The organism is Janthinobacterium kochi (genome assembly GCF_051380715.1).
GTDB lineage: Bacteria > Pseudomonadota > Gammaproteobacteria > Burkholderiales > Burkholderiaceae_D > Janthinobacterium.
The window spans coordinates 447963-472186 of the sequence record NZ_JBNYXO010000001.1 but is presented as its reverse complement, the minus strand read 5'-3'; the positions used below and the strand labels follow the sequence as shown (position 1 = coordinate 472186).

19 protein-coding genes are annotated in these 24224 nt (G+C 64.6%); 5 read left to right on the top strand and 14 right to left on the bottom strand.

The genetic code is table 11. The features are described 5' to 3' along the window. Position 1: 1 nt before the first annotated feature. From ACQ4WL_RS02220 to glpD, 5 genes are all read right to left on the bottom strand, one after another. Positions 2-808 carry a carbohydrate ABC transporter permease gene (locus tag ACQ4WL_RS02220; RefSeq protein ID WP_436507772.1) on the bottom strand — a complete coding sequence of 269 codons (807 nt, stop codon included), beginning with the start codon at positions 806-808 and terminating at the stop codon, positions 2-4. After that, positions 805-1689: a carbohydrate ABC transporter permease gene (locus ACQ4WL_RS02215; RefSeq protein WP_034754965.1), complete on the bottom strand. Its 885-nt coding sequence runs from the start codon at positions 1687-1689 to the stop codon at positions 805-807. The genes ACQ4WL_RS02220 and ACQ4WL_RS02215 overlap by 4 nt, the downstream gene beginning before the upstream one ends. After that, positions 1689-2780, bottom strand: a complete 1092-nt coding sequence (locus tag ACQ4WL_RS02210) for an ABC transporter ATP-binding protein (protein ID WP_436507771.1) — start codon at positions 2778-2780, stop codon at positions 1689-1691. Before ACQ4WL_RS02210 ends, ACQ4WL_RS02215 begins: the two co-directional genes overlap by 1 nt. A 1-nt stretch (position 2781) precedes the next feature. After that, entirely contained in the window at positions 2782-3876 is a 1095-nt protein-coding gene (locus tag ACQ4WL_RS02205; protein WP_436507770.1) for an ABC transporter ATP-binding protein, read from the bottom strand. Between the two features lie 74 nt (positions 3877-3950). Beyond that, entirely contained in the window at positions 3951-5522 is a 1572-nt protein-coding gene (glpD, locus tag ACQ4WL_RS02200) for a glycerol-3-phosphate dehydrogenase (protein WP_436507769.1), read from the bottom strand. 194 nt (positions 5523-5716) lie between these two features. Here glpD and ACQ4WL_RS02195 point away from each other — a divergent pair, with 194 nt between their 5' ends. Beyond that, the gene (locus ACQ4WL_RS02195; RefSeq protein WP_436507768.1) at positions 5717-6478 is read left to right on the top strand and encodes a DeoR/GlpR family DNA-binding transcription regulator; all 762 of its coding nucleotides are present in this window, start codon (positions 5717-5719) and stop codon (positions 6476-6478) included. 60 nt (positions 6479-6538) lie between these two features. On the opposite strand, the gene ACQ4WL_RS02190 is transcribed toward ACQ4WL_RS02195, so the two are convergent. Beyond that, complete coding sequence (locus ACQ4WL_RS02190; protein WP_436507767.1) at positions 6539-7543, bottom strand: zinc-dependent alcohol dehydrogenase family protein; 1005 nt, start codon at positions 7541-7543, stop codon at positions 6539-6541. Between the two features lie 124 nt (positions 7544-7667). On the opposite strand from ACQ4WL_RS02190, the gene ACQ4WL_RS02185 reads away from it, so the two are divergent. The 3 genes from ACQ4WL_RS02185 to ACQ4WL_RS02175 all read left to right on the top strand — a co-directional run bounded on the left by ACQ4WL_RS02185 (position 7668) and on the right by ACQ4WL_RS02175 (position 10367). Continuing rightward, positions 7668-8549, top strand: a complete 882-nt coding sequence (locus tag ACQ4WL_RS02185) for a LysR substrate-binding domain-containing protein (RefSeq protein ID WP_436507766.1) — start codon at positions 7668-7670, stop codon at positions 8547-8549. 320 nt (positions 8550-8869) lie between these two features. Next, the gene (locus ACQ4WL_RS02180; RefSeq protein ID WP_436507764.1) at positions 8870-9370 is read left to right on the top strand and encodes a MarR family winged helix-turn-helix transcriptional regulator; all 501 of its coding nucleotides are present in this window, start codon (positions 8870-8872) and stop codon (positions 9368-9370) included. A 79-nt stretch (positions 9371-9449) separates the two neighbouring features. Continuing rightward, positions 9450-10367, top strand: coding sequence for a pyridoxal-phosphate dependent enzyme (locus ACQ4WL_RS02175; protein ID WP_436507762.1), 918 nt, complete (start codon positions 9450-9452; stop codon positions 10365-10367). 6 nt (positions 10368-10373) lie between these two features. Here ACQ4WL_RS02175 and ACQ4WL_RS02170 read toward each other — a convergent pair whose 3' ends face one another. From ACQ4WL_RS02170 to ACQ4WL_RS02140, 7 genes are all read right to left on the bottom strand, one after another. Further along, positions 10374-12374 (bottom strand): diguanylate cyclase domain-containing protein, encoded by a 2001-nt coding sequence (locus tag ACQ4WL_RS02170; RefSeq protein WP_436507761.1) that lies wholly within the window; start codon positions 12372-12374, stop codon positions 10374-10376. Between the two features lie 19 nt (positions 12375-12393). Then, a complete protein-coding gene (gene cysC, locus ACQ4WL_RS02165) occupies positions 12394-12924 on the bottom strand; it encodes an adenylyl-sulfate kinase (protein ID WP_436507759.1) in 531 nt (176 codons plus the stop codon). A 61-nt stretch (positions 12925-12985) separates the two neighbouring features. Continuing rightward, complete coding sequence (locus ACQ4WL_RS02160) at positions 12986-15655, bottom strand: molybdopterin-dependent oxidoreductase (protein ID WP_436507758.1); 2670 nt, start codon at positions 15653-15655, stop codon at positions 12986-12988. Between the two features lie 11 nt (positions 15656-15666). Then, positions 15667-16905, bottom strand: a complete 1239-nt coding sequence (locus ACQ4WL_RS02155; RefSeq protein WP_436507757.1) for an NAD(P)/FAD-dependent oxidoreductase — start codon at positions 16903-16905, stop codon at positions 15667-15669. Further along, the gene (nirD, locus tag ACQ4WL_RS02150) at positions 16902-17255 is read right to left on the bottom strand and encodes a nitrite reductase small subunit NirD (RefSeq protein ID WP_436507755.1); all 354 of its coding nucleotides are present in this window, start codon (positions 17253-17255) and stop codon (positions 16902-16904) included. Before nirD ends, ACQ4WL_RS02155 begins: the two co-directional genes overlap by 4 nt. A 12-nt stretch (positions 17256-17267) precedes the next feature. Continuing rightward, entirely contained in the window at positions 17268-19832 is a 2565-nt protein-coding gene (nirB, locus tag ACQ4WL_RS02145) for a nitrite reductase large subunit NirB (RefSeq protein WP_436507753.1), read from the bottom strand. Between the two features lie 10 nt (positions 19833-19842). Next, positions 19843-21150: an MFS transporter gene (locus ACQ4WL_RS02140; RefSeq protein WP_436507751.1), complete on the bottom strand. Its 1308-nt coding sequence runs from the start codon at positions 21148-21150 to the stop codon at positions 19843-19845. A 402-nt stretch (positions 21151-21552) separates the two neighbouring features. Here ACQ4WL_RS02140 and ACQ4WL_RS02135 point away from each other — a divergent pair, with 402 nt between their 5' ends. Continuing rightward, positions 21553-23169 (top strand): CehA/McbA family metallohydrolase, encoded by a 1617-nt coding sequence (locus ACQ4WL_RS02135; protein ID WP_436507749.1) that lies wholly within the window; start codon positions 21553-21555, stop codon positions 23167-23169. A 7-nt stretch (positions 23170-23176) separates the two neighbouring features. Here the strand turns inward: ACQ4WL_RS02135 and ACQ4WL_RS02130 are convergent, their stop codons facing one another. Beyond that, positions 23177-24118: a LysR family transcriptional regulator gene (locus ACQ4WL_RS02130; protein WP_436507748.1), complete on the bottom strand. Its 942-nt coding sequence runs from the start codon at positions 24116-24118 to the stop codon at positions 23177-23179. Positions 24119-24224 lie beyond the last annotated feature (106 nt).

Below are 24224 nucleotides of genomic sequence, written 5' to 3'. Positions count from 1 at the left end.
GTCACACCCTCCCCATCGCGAAACCCTTGGCGATGTAATGGCGCACGAACCAGATCACCAGCGCGCCGGGCACGATGGTCAGCACGCCAGCGGCCGCCAGCACGCCCCAGTCCATGCCGGCCGCCGACACGGTGCGCGTCATCGTGGCGGCAATCGGCTTGGCATTGACGGAAGTCAAGGTGCGCGCCAACAGCAGTTCCACCCAGCTGAACATGAAGCAAAAGAAGGCCGTCACGCCCACGCCCGACTTAATCATCGGCAAGAAGATGCGGATGAAGAAGCGGGGAAAGCTGTAGCCGTCGATATACGCCGTCTCGTCGATTTCCTTGGGCACGCCGGACATGAAACCTTCCAGTATCCACACGGCCAGCGGCACGTTGAAGACCATGTGTGCCAGCGCCACGGCCAAATGCGTATCCATCAAGCCCACCGTCGAATACAGCTGGAAGAAGGGCACGAGAAAGACGGCGGGCGGCGTCATGCGGTTGGTCAGCAGCCAGAAGAACAGATGCTTGTCGCCGACGAAGTTATAGCGCGAGAAAGCATACGCGGCCGGCAAGGCCACCGTGACCGACATCACCATATTCAAGGCCACGTAAATCATGGAATTGAGGTAGCCGCTGTACCACGATGGGTCCGTAAAGATGGTTCTGTAGTTGGCGAACGTCAGTTGCTCGGGCCACAGGCTCAGCACGCCGACGATTTCCTCGTTGGTCTTGAGCGACATGTTGAGCATCCAGTAGATGGGCAACAGGGATGCCAGCAGGAAGGCAACGAGGATGGCACTGCTCATTTTCTTGTGCATCATTTCTGGTCTCCCGTGCCGACGCGCTGCATCCACGTGTACAGCACAAAGCAGAACAGCAGGATGATAAGGAAATAGATCAGTGAGAAGGCGGAAGCCGGCCCCAGGTCGAACTGGCCCACGGCCTTTTGCGTCAGGTATTGCGACAGGAACGTGGTGGCATTGCCCGGCCCGCCGCCCGTCAGCACGAACGGTTCCGTGTAGATCATGAAACTGTCCATGAAGCGCAGCAAGACGGCGATCATCAGCACATTGCGCAGTTTCGGCAGCTGGATGTAGCGGAACACGGCCAGGCGCGAGGCGCCGTCGATGCGCGCCGCCTGGTAATACGCGTCGGGAATGGCGCGCAGACCCGCATAGCACAGCAGCACGACCAATGGCGTCCAGTGCCAGATATCCATCACCATCACCGTCAGCCAGGCGTCGAGCGAGTTGCCGTTGTAATTGTAGTCAAATCCCAATTGATTCAAGGTGTAGCCCATCAGGCCGATGTCGCCGCGGCCAAAGATTTGCCAGATGGTGCCCACCACGTTCCAGGGAATCAGCAAGGGCAGAGCGATCAGCACCAGCGCCAGCGACGCCTTCCAGCCATCGGCCGGCATGCACAGGGCGATCAAGATGCCCAGCGGAATCTGGATCGCCAGCACGGAGCCGGAAAACAGCAGTTGGCGCAGCAAGGCGCTGTGCAAGTCGCCGTCCAGCATGACCATGCGGAACCACTCCGTGCCCACAAACACCTTTTGCGTGGGGCTCAGGATATCCTGCACGGAATAATTCACCACCGTCATCAAGGGCAGGATGGCGGAAAAGGCCACGCACAGCAGCACGGGCAAGATCAATAGCCAGGCGCGGCGGTTGTTATCGGTTTTACCGTTATGTATCATCAGGCCACCCGCTTATCGTTGACATAGAAAAGGGTGCGTTGCGGCGGAAAGCGCAGCCGCACAGCATCACCGGGCACCGCTTCGATGGCGCGCAGCTTGGCCGCCACCGTGGCGCCGCCCAGCTGGAATTCCGCCAGGTAATGCGTGCCCATGTTGCGCACGGCCGTGACCGTGGCATCCAACGTAGCCTCGCCACCCTCGCCTGCTTGCCGGCATTCGACGAATTCCGGCCGCACGCCGAGCGTGATCTTGCCTTGCGCGCCAGCCAGGGCCGCGCGGGTTGCCGCGGTCACGGCCAGTGCCTGCCCCGCCACGCGCACGCCGCCATCGTCCAGGGTGCAATCGAGCAAGTTCATGCCCGGATTGCCGATGAAGTAGCCGACAAACGTGTGCTCCGGTTCCTCGAACAGCGCTTGCGCGCTGCCCGTCTGCACCACTTCGCCCTGCGTCATGACGACCACCTGGTCGGCAAAGGTCAGCGCTTCCACCTGGTCGTGCGTGACGTAGATCAATGACAATTTGAGTTCGTGGTGGATTTCCTTGAGTTTCCTGCGCAACAGCCATTTCAGGTGCGGATCGATCACCGTCAGCGGTTCGTCGAACAGCACGGCCGCCACGTCGGGACGCACGAGACCGCGTCCCAGCGAAATCTTTTGCTTGGCGTCCACGGACAAGCCACTGGCGCGCAATTTCAAGTCGCCCGTCAATTCCAGCATCTGCGCCACCTGCTGCACGCGCTTTTTCACCTCGATCTCTTTCCAGCCGCGATTGCGCAGCGGGAAAGCCAGGTTGTCGTGCACGGTCATGGTGTCGTAGATGACGGGAAACTGGAACACTTGCGCAATATTCCTCGCCTCGGTCGGCAGCTGCGTGACATCCTTGCCGTCGAACAACACCTTGCCATGCGACGGTTTCACCAGGCCGGAAATAATATTGAGCAAGGTCGTCTTGCCGCAGCCAGACGGCCCCAGCAAGGCATACGCGCCGCCGTCATGCCACGCCATGCTCATGGGCCGCAGCGCATAGTCGTCGGGTGCCGCCGGGTTCGGTTTATAGGCGTGGGCCAGGTCGACCAGTTCGATGCGCGCCATGTCACACTCCTCCTTGCACAGGGGCAAACAGCAGGCCGCCATCGTCCGCAAAAATCAGCAAGGCATGCGGCTGGCAATACACAGTGCAGGCGCTGCCGATCTCCAGGTTGTGCACGCCGCCAAGCTGCGCCACCAGAGCCAGCTCGCCGCGGCGCGCATGCACATAGGTTTCCGAGCCGCTGATTTCCGCCAGGTCCACCGTAGCTGCGATGGCCACGTCGCCATCGGACTGGGGCGATAAATGCAGGCTGTGCGCGCGCACGCCGAGGATCACCTCCGTGCTGTCGCCCAGGCGGGCGCGCTGTTCGCCGCTCAGGTGTATCGCCAGGCCATCGGCCGCCTGCGCCACGCCGGCAGCATCCACGCGGGCGGGGATCAGGTTGATGGGCGGGTCGCTGAAGGTGCGCGCCACGGCGATGGAATTGGGGGCGTTGAACACGTCGAGTGTCGGTCCCTGCTGCAACAAGCGTCCCTCGTGCAGCACGGCCACGTGGCCGCCCAGCTGCAGCGCTTCCAGCGGTTCCGTGGTCGCGTACACGACCGTCGTGCTGCCGCTGGAAAACAGTTCCGTCAATTCGCGGCGCAACTCCTCGCGCAGCTTATAGTCGAGGTTCACCAATGGCTCGTCGAGCAGCAGCAACGATGCATCCTTGATCAGCGCGCGCCCCAGCGCCGTGCGCTGCTGCTGGCCGCCCGACAGTTCTCCCGGCGTGCGCTGCAGATACGGCGTGATATGCAGGCGTTCGGCCAGCGCCAGCACTTTCATCCGTATCTGTTCCTCGGGCACCTTGCGCAAGCGCAAGGGCGAGGCGATATTGTCGTACACGGTAAAAGCCGGATAGTTGATGAATTGCTGATACACCATGGCCAGGTTGCGCTTACTGACGGGTACGCCCGTCACATCGACGCCATCGGCCGTAACGGTGCCCCCGCTGGGCTTGTCCAGGCCCGCCATCACGCGCATCAGGGTCGTCTTGCCGGCACGCGTGGTGCCCAGCAAGACGTTGATGGCGCCCGGCACCAGCGCCAGCGACATCGGATATAAATAATCGTCAGCCCCCTGCTTCCTGCTGATCTTGTCCAGTACCAGTTGCACGCGCGTCTCCTCCAGTGATGGTTTCTTATTCTTCGCCGCACCCTCTGCGGGGCGCGGTCGCCAACGTGTTCTTCCTACGGCAACACGGGATGCTGCAACAGCCACACATCGAGCCTGCCCGCCGTCTCGCGCGGCAGGTGCAGGCCCAGCTTGGAGCGCCGCCACAGGATGTCGGCCGCGCTGACGGCCCATTCATGGCGCCGCAAATAGTCCACTTCCGCCGCGTACAGGCCGGCGGCGATTTCCTCGCCCATGGCCGCCACCTCCTTGCGCCCATCGAGCAGCACATGGATGCGCGTGCCGTAGGCGCGCGCATAGCGCGCCACCAGCGCCGCCGGCAGCCACGCGTACTCGCGCTGCAAGCCTTGCACGAACTGGCCGAATTCGCGCACGGACCGGTTCTGCGGCGTGCTGCCGAACACGTCGCCACCGGGCAGGCAGGCGTTGGCCGTCCAGGCTGGCCGCGTATTGCCCAGCAAGGGCGCCAGCAAATCCAGCGCTTCCTCGGCCAGCTTGCGGAAGGTGGTGATCTTGCCGCCGAAAACACTCAGCAGCGGCGCCCCTTCCTGGTCCAGCTCGAAGCGGTAATCGCGTGTGACGGCCTTGGCGTCGGCGGACGCGTCTTCCACCAGCGGACGCACGCCCGCATACGTCCAGACCACGTCGGCAGGATTGATGGGCTTGCTGAAATAGTAACTGGAAAGCTCGCACAAGTAACGAATTTCCTCGTCATCAATTTCCACCTTGCCGCGCTCGCCGTGGAAGTCGAGATCGGTGGTGCCGATCAAGGTGAAATCGTGCTCATACGGAATGGCAAACACGATGCGCCCGTCCGGATGCTGGAAGATATACGCATGATCATGCGCGAACAATCGCTTGACGACGATATGACTCCCCTTGATCAGGCGCAAATGCCGGCCCTGTCCGCCGGGCGCTGCCTGTTGCAGGAATTCGGCCGTCCACGGCCCCGCCGCATTGACGACGCTGCGCGCGCGCACGGCCAGTTCACGTCCATCGCGTTGCAGCAGGGTCGCCTGCCAGGAAGCGTCCGCACCCGCGCCGTCGCGCCGCAGGGCCATGCAGCGCGTCTGCGTCAACACGTGCGCGCCCTTGTCCGCCGCGTCGATGGCATTGAGCACCACCAGGCGCGCATCGTCGACCCAGCCGTCGGAATATACGAAGCCGCGCTTGAACTGGGGTTTCAACGGTTTTCCCGCCGCGTGGCGCTCAAGGTCAATGCCGTGCGAGGCTGGCAGGATTTCCCGCTTCGCCAGCATGTCGTAGAGAAACAGGCCGGCGCGTATCAGCCAGGCCGGGCGCTGGCCCTGCGCGTGCGGCATGACGAAGCGCAGCGGCCACATGATGTGCGGCGCCGAGCGCAGCAGCACTTCGCGCTCGATCAGCGCCTTGCGCACGAGGCCGAATTCATAGTATTCAAGGTAGCGCAGGCCGCCGTGTATCAGCTTGGTGGACGCGGACGAGGTGTGCGCAGCCAGGTCGTCCTTTTCGCACAGCACCACGGACAAGCCCCGCCCGGCCGCGTCGCGCGCGATGCCGGCGCCATTGATGCCGCCACCCACCACCAGCAGGTCGCATTCCATCGCAGACTCCGGCACTGCGTCGATTCCCTGCTGTACTAAGGCCATCGGGACTCCATCGTTATCAAGGACAGGCGACCAAGAAAGACTAGGCACACCCGGCGACTGTGGTTAAGATCAATACGGATGTAATACGAATGCAATATGGATAAGATTACGCCATAAATCGAACTCATAGCAACATGTTTTCACCCATATTTGTTCGATTTTGTTCGTTTGTGGAATTTTAAAGAGACACGCCCATGAATTTGAATCCCCGCCAGCGCCGCTTGCTTGAAGTGGTGCGCCAGAAAGTCACCATGTCGGTCGAGGAACTGGCCCAGCAACTCGACGTCACGCCGCAAACCGTGCGGCGCGACGTCAAGCAAATGGAAGAAGCGCGCCTGCTGGCCCGCTATCACGGCGGCGTGGGCTTGCCCTCGTCCGTGGAAAACATCGATTACAACCAGCGCCAGGTATTCAACAGCGAAGCCAAGCGGCGCATCGCCACCGCCGTGGCGGCGCAAGTGCCGCAAGGCTGTTCGCTCCTGATCAATATCGGCACCACCACCGAGGAAGTGGCGCGCGCGCTGGGACGGCACACGGGCTTGCATGTGGTGACGAACAACCTGAACGTGGCCGCCATCCTGGCCGACAACGCCGCCTGCGAAGTCATCGTGGCCGGCGGCGTGGTGCGCGGGCGCGACCGCGGCATCGTGGGCGAAGCGACCATCGACTTCATCCGCCAGTTCAAGGTCGATATCGGCATCATCGGCATTTCCAGCATCGACGAAGACGGCAGCTTGCGCGACTTCGATGCGCGCGAAGTGAAAGTGGCGCAAGCCATCATCGAGCAGTCGCGCGAAGTGTGGCTGGTGGCCGACCAGCATAAATTCGGCCGCAAGGCGCTGGTGCGCCTGGCCGACCTGGCGCAAGTCGACATCCTGTTTACGGATGCGCCGCCGCCGGCCCGCTTTGCCGAAGTATTGTGCGACGCGGGCGTGAAGGTGGTGGTGGCCGCCTGAGGCCGAGCGTCCCACGGCTGGTGGCGGGCGCCATCGCCGGGCAAGACCTGGCCTCCCGCCTCAGTGCGCGATGGCAAGCTTGCCGAAGTGGCGCCCGCCGGCAGCCAGCTCCGCATACGCCGCAGCCGTGTCGTCGATGCTGAACACGCGGTCGATGACGGGCACGATGCCATGTGCGGCGATGGCCTGCGCCGCCTGCGCCAGATCGGCCACGGAACCGGTGTTGTTGCCGACGATGCGCAAGGCCTTGACGATGACGGGCAGCAAGTCGATGTTGGCGGCCGTGCCGCCGACAAAGCCCACGGTGAAGACCGTTCCGCCCACCGCCGCCGCATTGAGCGAGCGCACGATGGTGGCGCCGCCCACCGTCTCGACCACCAGGTCGGCGCCCCGCCCACCGGTCAGTTTCAGCACTTCCACGTCCCAGGCGGGCGTGGCCCGGTAGTTGATCAGGTGATCGGCGCCCAACTGGCGCGCCCGTTCCAGCTTTTCATCGCTGGACGACGCCAGGATCACCATGGCGCCCGACGCCTTGGCGAACTGCAAGGCAAAGAGGCTGACGCCGCCCGTTCCCAACAACAACACCACCGATCCGGGGCGCACTGGCGCCGAACGCACGGCGTTCCAGGCCGTCGTCGCCGCGATGGGCAGCGCCGCGCCCTGGACAAAATCAAGGTGGGCCGGCAAGGCGACCAGGCTGGCAGCGGGGACGGCTACGTACGCGGCCAGCGAGCCCGGCAAGGTAACGCCGCGCATCGCACCCACGTTGTGCGGCGTGATGGCGCCGCCCTGCCAGTGCGGCATGAAGTGCGGAATGACGCGGTCGCCGACGGCCAGGCCGCTGACGCCCTCGCCCAGCGCCGCCACTTCACCCGCACCGTCGGCGACGGGGATCAACGGAAAGGCCGCGCCGGCAAAATTGCCCGTCGCAATGGCCACATCCAGGAAGTTGAGTGTGGCGGCGCGCAGGCGCAGCAGCACCTCGCCCCGGCCGGCCTGGGGCTCGGGCAGCTCGGTCGGGCGAAACGCGGTGAGGGAAGGAGCGGTCAGTTGTATGGCTTTCATGGTCGGTTCTCGGGCGATGTGTGTCAGGATGGCCGCACGCTGGCGGGAAAAACATCAGTGTCATTTAAAATAATTAATAGATAAACTATGATTTTATTCAATGATTTGACACTGAGGATTGCCAATGGATTTGCTCGACAGCATGAAGGTGTACGTACTGGCCGTTGAGAAAGGCAGTCTGAGCGCTGCTGCGGCAGCCAGCGGAATCTCCTCGACGATGGCCGGCAACCACCTGCGGACACTGGAAAAACGCCTGGGCATGCAACTGCTCCAGCGAACCACCCGACGCCAGCACCTGACCGCCTTCGGCGAGGATTACTACGCGCGCTGCAAGGAAATCCTCAGGCTGGTGGCCGAGACCGATGTCCAGGCGCAAAACCTGCAACTGGCGCCCGCCGGCAAGCTGCGCATCACGGCACCCCTCACCTTCGGCGCGGAAGCGCTGATGCCCGCCATGGCCGTGTACCTGGAGCGCTATCCCGAGGTGAGCATCGATGTGGCCCTGAGCGACCGTGTGGTCGACCTGGTGGAGGAAGGCTTCGAGGCCGCCATCCGTATCGGCCAGCTGCCCGATTCGTCGCTGATCGCCAGGCCGCTGGCCCCCTACCGGCTGATGATCTGCGCCTCTCCCGACTACCTGGCGCGCAAGGGAACGCCGCGCCAGCCGGCCGACCTGAGCCAGCACGAATGCCTGTCCTTTTCTCCCGCCGCCCTGGCGCACTGGCGCCTGACAGGCGACCAGGACGACGTCTGCAGCGTGCCCGTCTCGGGTCGATTGCAAGTCAACCACGGCCAGGCGCTGCGCGTTGCCGCACTACATGGCATGGGCATCGTCCTGCAACCGACCTTCCTGCTGGAAACGGACGTGCGGGCGGGCCGCCTGGTCCAGCTGTTTCCCACGCATGCACTGCCCAGCCGCCCGCTCAGCGTGGTCTACCTGCCGGACCGCTACCGCTCGCCCAAGTTGCGCAGCTTCGTCGATTTTCTGGTGGAACGGTTCAACTGATGGGCGCCGCAACAGGCATGTGCCAGTCGACATCGATCGCCGTTGAAATATTTATCAATTCAGCAAAAATCATGTTACCATTGATGCAACATGAGTTATTTTTTTAATCTTCCTCTCCAGCAATACGATTATTTGCTTGATATTGCTTTTTATCTATCCAGAGCAAGAAAAAAAGGAAAACCTCTTTGCCGATCAGTGATTTCCTGTGAAAACAGTGTTAGAACTACCTCAAGCACGATGATTGTTCCCAAACAAACCACTCGACAGCAAGCGTGAAGGCCATAACCATGCCGGCAACGCCGCCCAGTGAAGGAAAAGAAATGAGCCACACTTTTGAAACGGCCGCCACGCAAGCTGCCCATCCCAACAGCGTTCCCGTCAGCGAGTTGGAAGCCCATCTCGGCTACTGGCTGCGCTTCGTGTCCAACCACGTTTCCCACAGCTTCCAGAAAAAAGCGGAAGCCAACGGTGTGACGGTGTCCGAATGGGTGGTGCTGCGCGAAATGTTCCGCCTGGGCTGCACCTCGCCCACGGTGCTGGCGCAAGTATCCGGCATGAGCAAGGGTGCCGTATCGAAGCTGATCGACCGCCTGGAAAGCAAGGGCATGGTCAGCAAGTCGATCCTGCTGGCCGACCGCCGCCAGCACTCGATCGAATTGACCACGGAAGGCGAAGCGCTGGTGCCCGTGCTGGCCGAGATGGCCGACCAGAACGACGAGGAATTCTTCGGCAAACTGCCGCGCCAGCTGCGCGACGACCTGCTCGAGGCGATGAAGGAAGTAGCGCGCACGCATCAGCTCAAAAGTGCGCCCTTGAATTAAAGCAGCTTGCGGCAAGGGTAAGACGGTGGCACGGGCGCTTCGGCTATGATGCTGGCCTGACCGTCTACCAGGAACACGCATGGCCCTGCACATCGAAACCCCTCTGCTCAACTCGCGCGCCCTGAGCCTGCACAGCGACCGCGCCATCTGGCTCAAGCTCGAAGCCTTGCAGCCGCCCGGCTCCTTCAAGATCCGCGGCATCGGCCTCGCCTGCGAAGAATACACGCGGCGCGGCGCCAGCCGTTTCATCTCTTCTTCCGGCGGCAATGCCGGCATCGCCGTGGCCTACGCGGGACGCCAGCTGGACATTCCCGTCATCGTCGTGGTGCCGGAAACGACCAGCGCGCGGGCCAGGGCCCTGATCGCGCAGGAAGGCGCCGAAGTCATCGTGCACGGCGCCGCCTGGCAAGACGCCAACGCGCTGGCGCAAGCCATGCTCACGCCGCAAGACGCTTTCCTGCATCCCTTCGACGATCCGCTGCTGTGGCAGGGGCATGCCGGCATGATCGATGAAGTAGCCGGCGCTGGCCTGAAACCGGACGCGGTGGTGTTGTCGGTGGGCGGCGGTGGCTTGCTGGCCGGCGTGGCCGAAGGCTTGCAGCGCAATGGCTGGGACGACGTGGCCCTGGTGGCCGTGGAAACGCAAGGTGCGGCCTCACTGGCCGCCGCCGTGGCCGCGCACGAACACGTGGCCCTGCCAGCCGTGAGCAGCATCGCCACCTCGCTGGCCGCGCGCCAGGTTTGCGCGCAAGCCTACGCCATCAGCCAGACGCGCCGGCTGCACAGCGTGGTGGTCTCGGACCGGGCCGCCGTCGATGCCTGCCAGCGTTTCATTACCGACCAGCGCCTGGTGGTGGAGCCGGCCTGCGGCGCGGCGCTGGCAGCCGTCTACGACAAGGTGCCGGAACTGGCGCCCTACCGCAAGGTGCTGGTCATCGTCTGTGGCGGCGTCACGGCCACCACGCAGCAGCTCGACCACTGGAGCGCCACCCTGTAACTCCGGCTACGCCGCCGCCTCGAGCAGGGCCACGCCATCGCGGCCCTGCCCCTTGGCGGCATACAGGGCCTGATCCGCCAGGTCCAGCAACTGCGCCGGCGTCAGCGCGCCTTCGCGGAAGATGGCGATGCCGATGCTGGTCGTCACCGGCAGCGGGCCGCTGGCCAGGCTGAAGGGCTGGCGGATGGCGTCGATGATCTTCGCGCCGATCTGGCGCACTTCGGCCGCGCTGTTCACGCCTTCGAAAATGATCACGAATTCATCGCCGGCCAGGCGCGCCACCAGGTCGCTGGCGCGCACGCTGCGCACCAGGCGCGCAGCAAATTCCTTCAGCACTTCGTCGCCCGCCTTGTGTCCCAGGCTGTCGTTGATGGCCTTGAAGCGGTCGATATCGAGATAGGCCAGCGCCATCGGCGCGCGCACGGCGCGCGTGCGCTGCATGCTTTGCTCCATCTGTTCGTCGAAGCGGCGGCGGTTGGCGATGCCCGTCAGCGTGTCGGTGGCGGCGGCAAACTGCAGCGCCGTATGCTCCGCCTTGGTCTTGGTGATTTCGTGGATCAGGCCATATACGCCTTCCACCGTGCCGCTCTCGCCCACATCGGGCACATAGCTGGTCTGGAAGGCGCGCCGGCCCGCCTCCCCCTCGCCGCCGATGCTGAATTCATATTCGACCTCCTCGCCTGCGAAGGCGCGCTGCAGGTACTCCTCGCGCAGCTGGTAGGCTTCCTCGCCCAGCACGTCGCGTATCGACTGCATCATGCTTTCCTTGCGCGACCGGCCGAACCATTTTTCAAACGTGGCGTTGATGAACTGGTAGCGGTGCTCGCGGTCGATGTAGACGATCACCACGGGGACATGGTCCGTCAGCAGCTTCAAGCGCCGTTCGCTGTCGCGCGTCTGCGCCTCGGCAATTTCGCGCTCGGCCACCAGCGAGTAAAAATCGCGGCTCAAGTCGCCGATTTCGTCGCGCCGCTCGATTTGCAGCGCCTCGATGCCCAGACGCTGGCGGCGGATCTGGTGCACCTGGCGGCGCAGGCGTTCCAGTGGCTGCAGCAGGCGCAGCACCACGCGCCAGCCGGCCAGTCCCGCCAGCACCGCCAGCAGCACGGCGGCCAGCAATATCTTGCTGCGCATCGCATGCAATGGCGCGAAAGCTTCATTCATCGGATAAACCGAGGCCAGTATCCAGCCCGTGGCGGCAATGCGGTGGTAAGCGAACAAGGCATCGACGCCTTGCGTGGTGGTGCCCGTCAGCCAGCCCTCGAAGCCCTGCATGGCGCGCCGCGTCGGTTCGCTGACGGCGCCATGGGCTTCGATATGCTGCATGATGCGCGACTTGTCGGGATGCTCGACGATGACGCCTTCGCTGGTCATGATGTACAGATAACCACCCGTGCCCGGCTTGAGCGCGCCCAGGCGGCCCAGAAAATCGGGCTGGCGCAGGTTCACGCTGGCCGCCAGCACATAGCGCACGGCGCCCTGCGCGTCGAACACGGGCTGCGTCACCACCACGATGGGCATGCCCGAAATGCTGCCGTTGAGCGGCGCGGAAATCACCGAATGCCGGGTCGCCAGCGTCTGGTCGAAATACGGGCGGCCTTTCACGTTCATCCCCGCCTGCGGCTTGACGGGGCCCATGCTGGCCAGCAGGGAGCCATCGGTGGCCGCCACGCCGGCCGTGTAGAACTCCTTGCCCAGCACCGTTTGCGCGGCCAGGAAACGCTGCAGGCTGGCGCCGTCGTGCGCGCCGCTGGCCGCCAGGCTGTCTGCCATCGTGCGCAGCACATTGCGCTTCGCGTCGAGCTCTTCATCGATAAAGACGGCGGCGCTGGCCAGCGATACATACTGCTGGCGTCCCGTCACGTCGCGCATGCCGCGCTCGGCCACGCTCAGGGTGGCCAGCGCCAGCGAGGCCACGGCCGCCAGCACGAGCAGGAAGACGACCACGCTCATGCGCGCCTTCAGGCTGGCCGGCAGGCGCCGGCGCAGCAATTTGCGCAATCTCATACGCATCGCCACGACGCCGTCACAGCCGCTGCTGCATATGCCGGCACAGACGCTCGACCGATTCTTCCAGCGCCAGCGTGCCCGTGTCCAGGGTCAGCGCGGCAGCCAGTGGCGCTTCATACGGAGCGGAAACGCCCGTGAATTGCGCCAGATGCCCCGCGCGCGCCTGCGCATACAGGCCTTTCGGATCGCGCGCCTCGCACTCGGCCAGCGGCGTGCTGACATGGACTTCGATGAAATGCGCCGCACCGATGATGTCGGCGGCCATGGCACGGTCGGCGCGGTACGGCGAAATGAAGGCGGCGATGACGGTCAATCCCGCCGCGTTCATCAGGCGTGCCACTTCGGCCGCGCGGCGGATGTTTTCATGCCGGTCTTCCGGCGTAAAACCCAGGTCGCGGTTCAAGCCATGGCGCAGCTGGTCGCCGTCGAGCAGCGCCACGGCGCAGCCCTGCGCCTTGAGCTGGCGCGCCAGCGCGTCGGCGATGCTGGACTTGCCGGCGCCGCTCAAGCCCGTCAGCCAGACCGTGTCGTGTTGTCCTGCTGTCATCACACTGCCTCCCCTTGTAGAGCTGGCAATATAACAAAGCCGTGCCGGAAAGGACAGATTTTCAGGCCGCGCTGCGCGCATCAAACAGCAACTGTCGTATCTCGGGTACGCAGGAGCCGCAATTGCCGCCCGCCTTGACGCAGGCCGTCACCTGCGCCGTCGTCGTCAGCTTTTGCTCCACGATGGCAGCGCAGATGGTGTTGCGCCCGACGCCAAAGCACGAACACACGGTGGGACCGGCGTCGACGCCCTTGCCGATGGGCTGGCCCAGCAGCACGCCGGCGCGGTCCGCCGCATCCATTTGCGCATGCGCAAACAGGCCCGCCAGCCAGCTGCGCGACGGCAGGTCGGGACGGGGCGAGACATACACGCATTGCGCGATGCGCCCGTCGTCCAGGTGCACGGCGCGGTACACGCCGGCGCTGGCGTCCGCATAATCGAGCCAGTCGGCATTGTCGTCCGTGACGCCGAGCAGCGCGCGCGCCCAGGCGCCCAGGTCCCCGATGCGCTGGCGGCCCGCCAGTTCGTAGCGCAAGAACTGCTCGCCCTGAATGCGCGTCCAGTGCGCCACGCCATCAAGCTCCAGCGGCGTGCGGCTCAGGACAAACGCATGCCAGTGCACGCGGAACTGCTCGATGCGCACGGGCGTGTGCTTGAATTCGGGCTCGCCCGAGACAGGGTCGACCACCGGATTGACGACGGCGCCCACGCGCGCGTCGGAGGCATTCGCGTCGCTCCAGTGGATCGGCACGAAGACCTGGCCGCGCGCGATGCCGCCGCCGTGCACGACGCGCGCCACCATGGCGCCCCAGGCGCTGGAAATGCGCGCCAGCTCGCCCTCGCGCACGCTGTACAGCAGCGCATCCTGCGGGTGGAGGTCGATGAACGCTTCGGCGACATGGCCCGACAGTTTTGCTGCCTTGCCCGTGCGCGTCATCGTATGCCACTGGTCGCGCACCCTGCCCGTGTTCAAGATGAGCGGATAATCTTCATCGGGCGCGTTGCGCGGTGCGCGCGGCGGCGTGGGCACGAAACGCGCCCGCCCGTCCGCATGCGCAAAGCGGCCGTCGCCGAACAGGCGCGCCCGGCCCTGCGGCCACTGCTGCGGCGCCAGGGCATCGTATTGCGCCGCATCCAGCTTGTCCAGGCCCGCCAGATTGAACAGGCGCGCCTGCTCGCCCACATTGCGGAAGGTGGACAGGCGCGCATGCTCGTCGAAGATGGCTTGCGGCGACGTGAAATCAAAACCGGCATAAGCCATGCGCCGCGCCACGTCGCACAGCACGTCCCAGTCGGCGCGCGCCGCGCCAGGCGCCGGCAAGAAGGCGCGCTGGCGCGAGATGCGCCGCTCGGAATTGGTCACCGTGCCATCTTTCTCGCCCCAGCCCAGGGCCGGCAGCAGCACGTCGGCATGCGCGTTCGTATCCGACTGCGCGCTGATGTCCGACACCACCACCAGCTCGCACTTGCCCAGCGCGCGGCGCACCTGGTCGGCGTCCGGCATGCTGACCAGCGGATTGGTGGCGATGATCCACACGGCCTTGACCTTGCCCGCTTCGATCGCGTGGAAAAGTTCCACCGCTTTCAAGCCCGGTTTGTTCGCCATGCGCGGAGAGTCCCAGAAGGTTTGCACGGTGTCGCGGTGCAGAGGATTATCCAGTTCCAGGTGCGCCGCCAGCATGTTGGCTAGCCCCCCCACTTCACGTCCGCCCATGGCGTTCGGCTGGCCTGTCAGCGAAAACGGCCCCATGCCGGGCTGGCCGATGCGCCCTGTCGCCAGATGACAGTTGATGATGCTGTTGACCTTGTCCGTGCCACTCGATGACTGGTTCACGCCCTGCGAAAACGCCGTGACAACCTTGCGCGTGGCGGCAAACGCCTGGTAAAACGCCAGCAAGGCGTGCGGGTCCACCTTGCAGATTCTCGCCACCTGCACAGGATCTGAACAGTCGACATGCGCCGCGGCCAGCGCTGCGTCGAGTCCCGCACTGTGCTGCGTGACGAAAACGTCGTCGATCACGCCTACACGCGCCAGGTAGCACAATAGCCCGTTGAACAGCCACACGTCGGTGCCCGGTTTCACGGGCAAATGGACATCGGCCAGCTCGCAGGTGGCCGTGCGGCGCGGGTCGATCACCACCAGCTTCATCTCCGGCCGGCTTTCCTTGAGGCGCGCGATGCGCTGGAACAGGATGGGGTGGCACCAGGCCGTGTTCGAACCGACCAATACGATCATGTCGGCCAGTTCCAGGTCTTCATAGCAGCCCGGCACGATATCCTCGCCAAACGCGCGCTTGTGGCCCGCCACGGCCGACGACATGCACAGGCGCGAATTGGTGTCGATGTTCGCGCTGCCCACATAGCCCTTCATGAATTTATTGGCGATGTAATAGTCTTCCGTCAGCAGCTGGCCCGAGACATACAGGGCAACGGCGTCGGGGCCGTGTTCATCGATGATGGCGAGCAAGCCGCCAGCCACCTTGTCCAGCGCCACGTCCCATGAAGCCGGCTGCAAGACGCCGTCGACGCGCACCTGCGGCTGCAGCAGGCGCTTGTCGATATCCAGGGTGTCGCCCAGGGCCGAGCCTTTTACGCACAGGCGCCCCAGGTTGGCCGGGTGGCTGCTATCGCCGGCGATGCGGATGGCGCCGTCGGGCAGGCGTGTCGCTTCCACGCCGCAGCCGACGCCGCAATACGGGCAAGTTGTTTTTACGGGCGTGCACGTGGTCATGGAGTGTCCTATCAGGCGGCCTGGCCGCACAGGGCCTGGCCAAACAACAAGTGGGAGCGCAGCTTGCTGATGTCGCGGCGCTGCTGGATCAGGTCGAAATACCAGGGACCGTCCTGCACGTCGCCATACAGCACGGCGCCCACCAGGCGGCTGCCCTGCACCACCAGGCGCTTGTAGACACCGCGGCGCGGATCGCGCAGCACCAGGTCTTCGCTGCCCTCGCCGCCAATGATGTCGCCGGCCGAGTACAGGTCGATGCCCGTCACTTTCAATTTGGTGGCGCTGGCCTGCTGCACGTAGCGCCGGTGTCCCGCGCCGGCCAGGTGCGCGCCGCACACGCGCGCCTGCTCCCAGATGGGCGCGACCAGGCCGAAGGTGGCGCGCCGGTGCTGCACGCATTCACCCACCGCGTACACGCGCGGGTCGTAGCTTTGCAGGCAGTCATCGACGACGATGGCCCGCTCGCAGTGCAGGCCGGCCGCTTGCGCCAGCGCGATGTTGGGGCGCACGCCGGCCGTCATCACCACCAGGTCGGCCGGGATCGACGTACCATCGGCAAAGCGAACGCCCTGCACCCGGTCGGTGCCGAGAATTTCCGCCGTTTGCGCCTGCATCAAAAACCGCAGGCCGCGCGCTTCCAGCGCCGTTTTCAGCAGGACGGATGCGGGAGGATCCAGCTGCTGGTTCATCAGGGCGCCGCTCATGTGCACCACGGTGACGTCCATGCCCTGGCGCTGCAAGCCGTTGGCCGCTTCCAGGCCCAGCAAGCCGCCGCCGATGACCACCGCGTGGCGGTGCGTGCGCGCCGCCTGCAGCATGGTGTCGACGTCGCTGATGTCGCGAAAACCGATCACGCCGGGCAGCGCGTGGCCCGGCACGGGCACGATGAACGGCGTCGAGCCGGTGGCCAGCAGCAGGCGGTCATAGGCAACCGTGATGCCGGACAGTGATTGCACGGTGCGCGCTTGGCGGTCGATGCGCACGACGGGGTCGCCCGCGTGCAGGGTGATGCCGTTTTGCGCATACCAGTCGCGCGTGTGCAGCATGATGTCGTCCACCGTCTTTTCGCCGGCCAGCACGGGCGACAGCAAAATGCGGTTGTAATTGCCGTGCGGCTCGGCGCCGAACACGGTGATGTCATACAGGTCCGGCGCGAGTTTCAACAGTTCCTCGACAGTGCGCATGCCGGCCATGCCGTTGCCGACCACGACCAAAGAGGGGCGCGCAGTTGCCTTGGCTGGCCGGTTCACAGGGCCACCCACACCATGCCGCCGAACACGCGCGTAGGCCAGGCGGCGACCGAATGCTCGGGCGCTTCCAGGCACTCGCCGCTGGCCAGGTCGAAGTGCTGCTTATAGACGGGCGAGGCGACGACGACGCGCTCGCCGATGCTGCCCACGAGGCCTCGCGAGAGCACGGAAACGCCCGCGTTCGGGTCGACATTGTCAATCGCGTACACGCGCGGCGCGGCATCGCCAACGCGGAACACGGCCACGTGGCGCCCGTTCAGCAGCGCGCACACGCCCGTGTCGGGCACGATGTCGGTCAAGGGGCAGATGGCCACCCAGTTGTCGGCGCTGGCGCCGGAAAGTTCATTCATCGCATTCATGGCTCAAGCCTCCACTGCCAGGATGGGGATCACGGTGCCGCGGCGTTCATCTGGCGTGGCGGGCCGGATCTGGCCCCGCTCTTCCACGAACACCACGTTTTCATCGTGCTTCTCGCTGTTGACGAAATGGCGGAAACGCTGGCGCACGGCGGGGTTGGAGACGGCTTCCTGCCACTCGCAGGCATAGGTGTCGACCACGTGCTGCATGTCCGCTTCCAGTTCGTGGGCGATACCCAGGCTGTCGTCGAGGATGACGCGCTTGAGGTAATCGAGGCCCCCTTCCAGGTTGTCGCGCCACACGCTGGTGCGCTGCAGGCGGTCGGCCGTGCGCACGTAAAACATCAGGAAGCGGTCGACATAGCGCACCAGGGTGGCTTCATCGAGGTCGGCCGCCAGCAGTTCCGCGTGGCGCGGCTTCATGCCGCCATTGCCGCACACGTACAGATTCCAGCCTTTTTCCGTGGCGATCAGGCCGATATCCTTGCCCTGCGCCTCGGCGCACTCGCGCGTGCAGCCGGACACGCCGAACTTGATCTTGTGCGGCGTGCGCAAGCCCTTGTAGCGGTTTTCCAACTGGATCGCAAAACCCACGCTGTCGGCCACGCCATAGCGGCACCAGGTGGAACCAACGCATGATTTGACCGTGCGCAAGGATTTTCCGTAGGCGTGGCCCGACTCGAAGCCGGCCGCGATCAGCTCTTCCCAGATGGCCGGCAACTGGTCAACGCGCGCGCCGAACAGGTCGACCCGCTGGCCACCCGTGATCTTGGTATACAGCCCGTATTTTTTCGCCACCGTACCGACGGCGATCAAGCCGTCGGCCGTCACTTCGCCGCCGGGCATGCGCGGCACGACGGAATACGTGCCATCCTTCTGGATATTGCCCAGGAAGTAATCGTTACTGTCCTGCAGGCTGGCATGCACGGGAGACAGGACGAAATCGTTCCAGCACGAAGCGAGGATATTCGCCGCCACGGGTTTGCACACGTCGCAACCGAGACCCTGGCCATGCGCGGACAACAGCGCGCCGAAGCTGCGAATCTTGCCCACGCGTACCAGGTGGTGCAATTCCTGGCGCGAGTACGCAAAATGTTCGCACACGTGGTTGTTCACCATCAGGCCCTGCTTCTGCATTTCCGCCTTCATGATCTGCGTCACCAGGGGCACGCAGCCGCCGCAGGCGGTGCCCGCCTTGGTGCAGCTTTTGAGCGCGCCTATCGTCGTCGCGCCATCGGCCACGGCCGCGCACAGCGCGCCTTTCGAGACGTCATTGCACGAGCAGATTTGCGCCGACTCGGGCAAGGCGTCCACGCCCAGGCCGACTTTTTGCTGGCCGTCGGCCTGCGGCAGGATCAGGAATTCGGGGGACGCCGGCAGCTCGATTTTGTTCAGCATCATCTGCAGCAAGGTGCCGTATTCGCTGGCGTCGCCCACCATCACGCCGCCCAAGAGATACTTGCCGCAATCGGAAACGACGATCTTCTTGTAGATCTGCTTGCGTTCGTCCATGAACTGGTAGGAGCGGCTACCCGGTGCATTGCCGTGCGGGTCGCCCAGGCTGGCCACGTCCACGCCCATCAGTTTGAGCTTGGTGCTCATGTCGGCGCCCTTGAACGTGGCTTCGCCCGCTTCTCCTTCCTCTTCCTGCAGCACATGGCGCGCCGCGATGCGCGCCATCTCGTAGCCGGGCGCCACCAGGCCAAAGATCAAGCCACCCCACAACGCGCATTCGCCGATGGCATAGATGTCGGGGTCGGAGGTGACGCAGCTGTCGTCGATGGCGATGCCGCCGCGCGGCCCCACGTCCAGGCCGCAGGCGCGCGCCAGCTCATCGCGCGGGCGGATGCCGGCCGAAAAGACGATCATGTCCGCTTCCAGGTGGCTGCCGTCGGCAAACTGCATGCGGTGCGTGGCCGCCTCGCCGTCGACGATGGCCAGGGTGTTCTTTTGCGTGTGCACGGTCACGCCCAATTCCTCGATCTTGCGGCGCAGGACGCGCGCGCCGCCCTCGTCGACCTGCACGGCCATCAGGCGCGGCGCGAATTCCACCACGTGGGTATCGAGCTTCAAATCGCGCAAGGCCTTCGCGCATTCGAGGCCCAGCAGCCCGCCGCCGATCACCACGCCCGTGGTGGACTTGGCGCCCCAGGCCAGCATGGCTTCCAGGTCTTCGATGGTGCGGTAGACGAAGCAGCCATCGCGTTCCTTGCCCGGCAGCGGCGGCACGAACGGCGTGGAACCCGTGGCGAACACCAGCTTGTCGTAGCTCAAGACTTCGCCCGTGCTGGCCGTGACGGTTTTCGCCGCGCGGTCGATGGCAATGGCCCGCGCATTGAGTTTCAGGACGACGTTGCCCTTGTCGAAGAAACCGGGTGCCACCAGGGAGAGGTCCTCGGCCGATTTGCCGTTGAAAAATTCGGACAGGTGCACCCTGTCATAGGCGGGGCGCGGTTCTTCGCACAAGACCGTCACGGACAAGTGCGGCGCGTTTTCCAGGGCCAGCCGTTCAATGAATTTGTGCCCGACCATGCCATGGCCGAGGACGACGATCTTAACGGGGTGGTTCATTCTGCTCTCCTCAGGCCGCAGCCATGTTCGGTTCGGCCGCCAGACCCGTGAAACGGGCGGCGATGGCGCACAGGGCCGAGATCACCACCAGCGCGCTCAAGATGATCAAGGTCTGGCGGATGTCGCCCGTGCCCTTCATCAGGAAGCCTGCCGCCACGGCGCCCACGTTGCCGCCCGCGCCGATGATGCCGGCCACGCCGCCCAAGGCACGGCTGTCGATGAAGGGCACCAGCGCGTAGGTGGCGCCGCACGCCATGTGGGTGAACAGGCCGAAGACCAGCATGGCGATAACGGCGTACGTGACGCTGTCGACTTTGGCAAACCACAGCAAGCCCACGCCTTCGCCGATCATCAGCATGAACAGCAGGGTCACGCGGCTGTTCAGGTTGCCGCGTAGGGCCAGTTTGTCGGACAGCCAGCCGCCCAGGGCGCGGGCAAACAGGGCCAGCAAGCCGAAGCTGCCGGCGGCCAGGCCGGCGGATTTCAAAGACAGGCCGAAATGGTCGACGTAGTACACGGCGGCAATGTTATGGATGAAAATCTCGATACCGAAGCAGGCGCCGTAGGTGACGAACAGCAGCCACACGCGATAGTTGGAACTTGCCGCCTTGAAACTGTCCCAGCCGCCGCTCTTGCCACCACCTTTGACGCCTTCGATGGCGCTGCCGGCGGCGCGCAAGTCCGAGTAATTGCCTTCAGGGCAATCCTGCGTATAGCGCCAGTAGAGAACCGCCATCACCAGCATCAGCACGCCCGGCACCAGCAGGGCGATGCGCCAGCCCAGCGATTCGGACACGCCCAGCATCAGCACGGCACCGAGCAGCAGCGGCATCAGCGCCTGCGCCGCACCGCCGCCCGCATTGCCCCAGCCAGCGGCAGCGGCATTCGCCGTGCCGACAACCCTGGGCGCGAACATCACGGAGGTGTGATATTGCGTGATGACAAAGCTGGCACCGACGGCGCCGATGCCCAGGCGGAAGAACAAAAAGCTTTCATAGCTTTGCGAGGCGGCCACGCCCAGCACGGGAATGGCGCCCAGCAGCAGCAAACCCGTATACGTCTTGCGCGGGCCGTAGCGGTCGCACAATGGCCCGACGATCAGGCGCACGAGGATGGTGATGGCGACAGCCGCGATATTGATATTCGCCACTTGCGCGAGGGAAAGGCCGAACTCGCCCTTGATGACCGGCATCAGCGGAGCGCAGGCGAACCAGGCGAAGAAACACACGAAAAATGCCATCCACGTCAGGTGAAATGCCCGCATGGGTGGCGTGGCGAGGGAGAAGAGCGCGATGCGCGTTGCTTTTTGGCTGGCCATGATAGGTTCCCGAAATATCCCGTTGATAAAACAAAACGGCGCCCGCCCCCGCCGATGAAAAATCAGCCAGAGCGGACGCCGTTGTCCATGTGGTCCGTCGTTGGACCGTTGTGCGTTTATTCAGGGGATCGCCGTTGATCCGTATCTTTTGTGTAGCAAGCGCCGTGCCAGCGCCCCAGATGGGCACACAGCGCCATTCGCCCTGGCTTTGCGCCAGATCATGGCACCTGACGGTGCAAGCACGCCACTTGCTGGTGCATGCAGGAACCAGCAAGTGGCAACGCTTGTCTAAACTACTATCTGAAGCAGTCGCGGGAGGCCACGATGGCCAAGACACTGCGCCGCCATTTTCGCTCACCCTGGCCACCCTGGCTAGCATGCGCATGCACCGGGCTGTTGCTGATGACATGGAGTAACAGTGCCGCCGCACAAGAGCCGAAGGAACACAGCGAGCTCGACGCCACCGTCGTCGCGCCCTTTCGCGCTGCGGTCGCTGCACGGACAACGCAGGCACGCACCTTTGTTGTTCGCCTTGCCTATCCCGACGAGGGCCGCACGCATGCCGTGCGCTGGCAGCTGACCTTGTCCGGCCCCGGCCCGCAAGGGACAGTGCTGCGGCGCTGGTCGGGCACGGAGCAGGTGGGGGCCGGTGGCCAGAGCATCACCCTGCCCTGGGATGGCCGCGCCGACGCGCGCGCGCGGCGCGTGCTGGTGCCGGACGGCTTGTACCAGCTGCGCCTGCTAGCCGTGGCGGATGCGGGCACGCCGCAGGAGGCGCAAGTGGAACAGCAATGGCCCATCCAGGTACTGCGGGGCCGCGGCACGACGACCAGGGTGCCCGCCTTCCAGGCGGGCTTGCAACAACTGTCGAGCCTGGATGGTCAGGTGGATTACCGCATCGTCTACGCCAACCTGCACAGCCAGACGCGCCACAGCGACGGCGGTGCGGCGCTGGACGCTTGCCGTGGCGCGCAGGAACCGCAAACGGCACCCTTCGGCCCCATCGATGCCTACAAGTATGCGCAGCAGCACGGCCTGGACGCCCTGCTGACATCCGAGCACAACCATATGTACGACGGCTCCGACGGGACGAATGCACTTGCCAACCCTGCCGAAGCAAAGGCCCTGTACCAGACGGGGCTGGCCGAAGCGGCCGCCTATACAAACGCCCACCCGGGATTCCTGGCCCTGTACGGCATGGAATGGGGCGTCATCAACAAGGGCGGCCATCTGAACATTGTCAATAGCGAGCAGTTGCTGGGCTGGGAAAAGAACGCCCAGGGCGACCTGCTGGCCGATGTGGAAACGCCGAAGGGCGATTACGCGGGCCTGTACGCGCTGATGCGCGAACGGGGCTGGATCGGCCAGTTCAACCACCCGGCGCAAACGGGCCAGTTTCTCGTCAACGGCCAGCCGCTGGGCTACACACAGGATGGCGACGCGGCCATGGTGCTGTGCGAAGTGATGAACACGTCCGCCTTTTCCACCAACGACCAGGAAACGGAGACGCGGCGCAGCAATTACGAGGCGGCCTGCAACCGGGTCCTGGCGGCCGGCTACCATGTGGCCTTCAGCAGCAACCAGGACAACCATTGTGCCAACTGGGGCGCGTCGTATGGCAACCGCACGGCCGTGCTGGTGGCCAGCCCGGCCGCCGGCATGCCCGTTTCACGCGACAATTTCCTCGCAGCGCTGCGCGCGCGCCGCGTGTTTGCGACCATGGACAAGCACGCGCAGCTGCTGTTTACGGCCAATGGCAAGTTGATGGGCGAGCGTTTCGAGAATAGCGGCCCCTTGCACCTGGTGATCAGTTTCAGCAACAGCGCGGGGCGGCAAGCGGCCGCCGTCGCCATTTTCCACGGTGTACCGGGAAGCAACGGCTCCGTCACACAAGTGTCGGACCAGGCCAAGGTCACCCTCACGCCCGCGTCCGGCCCGCATTTCTATTACGCGCGCCTGACGCAAGACGATGGCAGCGTCGTCTGGTCGGCGCCCGTGTGGGTCTATCAGTTGCCGTGAAGGGAGCTCACTGTCGAGGCAGAAATTCCCGCGTGTGTGGCTGCAGCGGCGCATGCTGTGTCATCAATTCAACGACCCAGTCGATGAAGACCCGCAGTTTTTTGCTGACATGCCGGTTCGGCGGATACGCCAGATACAGCGGCATCGGCTCGATCCGCCATGCCGCGAACAGGGGCACCAGCGCGCCTGCCGCCACGTGCGCCCTGGCCATGTAGTCTGGCAGCCACAGCACGCCCAGGCCAGCCAGCCCCGCCGCCAGGTAGGCGTTGCCATCGTCAATCGACAGCACGTACTGGCCCGTTATCGTTATGCTCTTGCCGCCCTGCCGCATCACCATGGAAAAACCGTTGCCGCCCCGTCCCCAGCGAAAGCGGACGATACGGTGCTGGGCGTCGTCCAGTTCCTGCGGATGACTGGGCGTGCCCGCGCGCTGCAGGTAGGCGGGCGCCGCGTACACGGCCAGCTGCAAGTCACCGATCTTGCGCGCCATCAAGGACTGGTCGCGCATCTCGCCGCCACGAATGACGCAATCGACGTTGTCGCCAATCACATCGACCATGCGGTCGCTGGCGCCCATATCCAGCTGGATGTCAGGATAGCGGACGTGAAATTGCGGCAGCGCCGGCACCAGCAGCATGCTGGCGAGCGGACTGGGAACATCCACCCGCAACTGGCCACGGGGCAGCGCCGCAGCACCGGGCAAGCTCGTTTCAATCTCGTCCAGGCTGGCCAGCACGGGCACGATGCGTTCGTAATACTCGGCGCCATCGGCCGTGACGTTGACTTTGCGCGTCGTACGGTTGAGCAGCTTCAGGCACAAACGCGCTTCCAGCTGTTGCACCAGTTGCGTCACGCTGGTGCGGCTCATGTGCAAGGTGTGGGCCGCCTGGGTAAAACTGCCCGTCTCGACCACCCGCACGAATGCCCGCATCGTATCCAACTTGTCCATCCTCACCTCCGCACCCTGATTGTTTGGATTATACAAACAGTCTTGGGGCAGCTTGCCCCTTTATCTGCGCGCCGGCCATGGCTAAAGTTCTCTCCAGGCCGCCGTT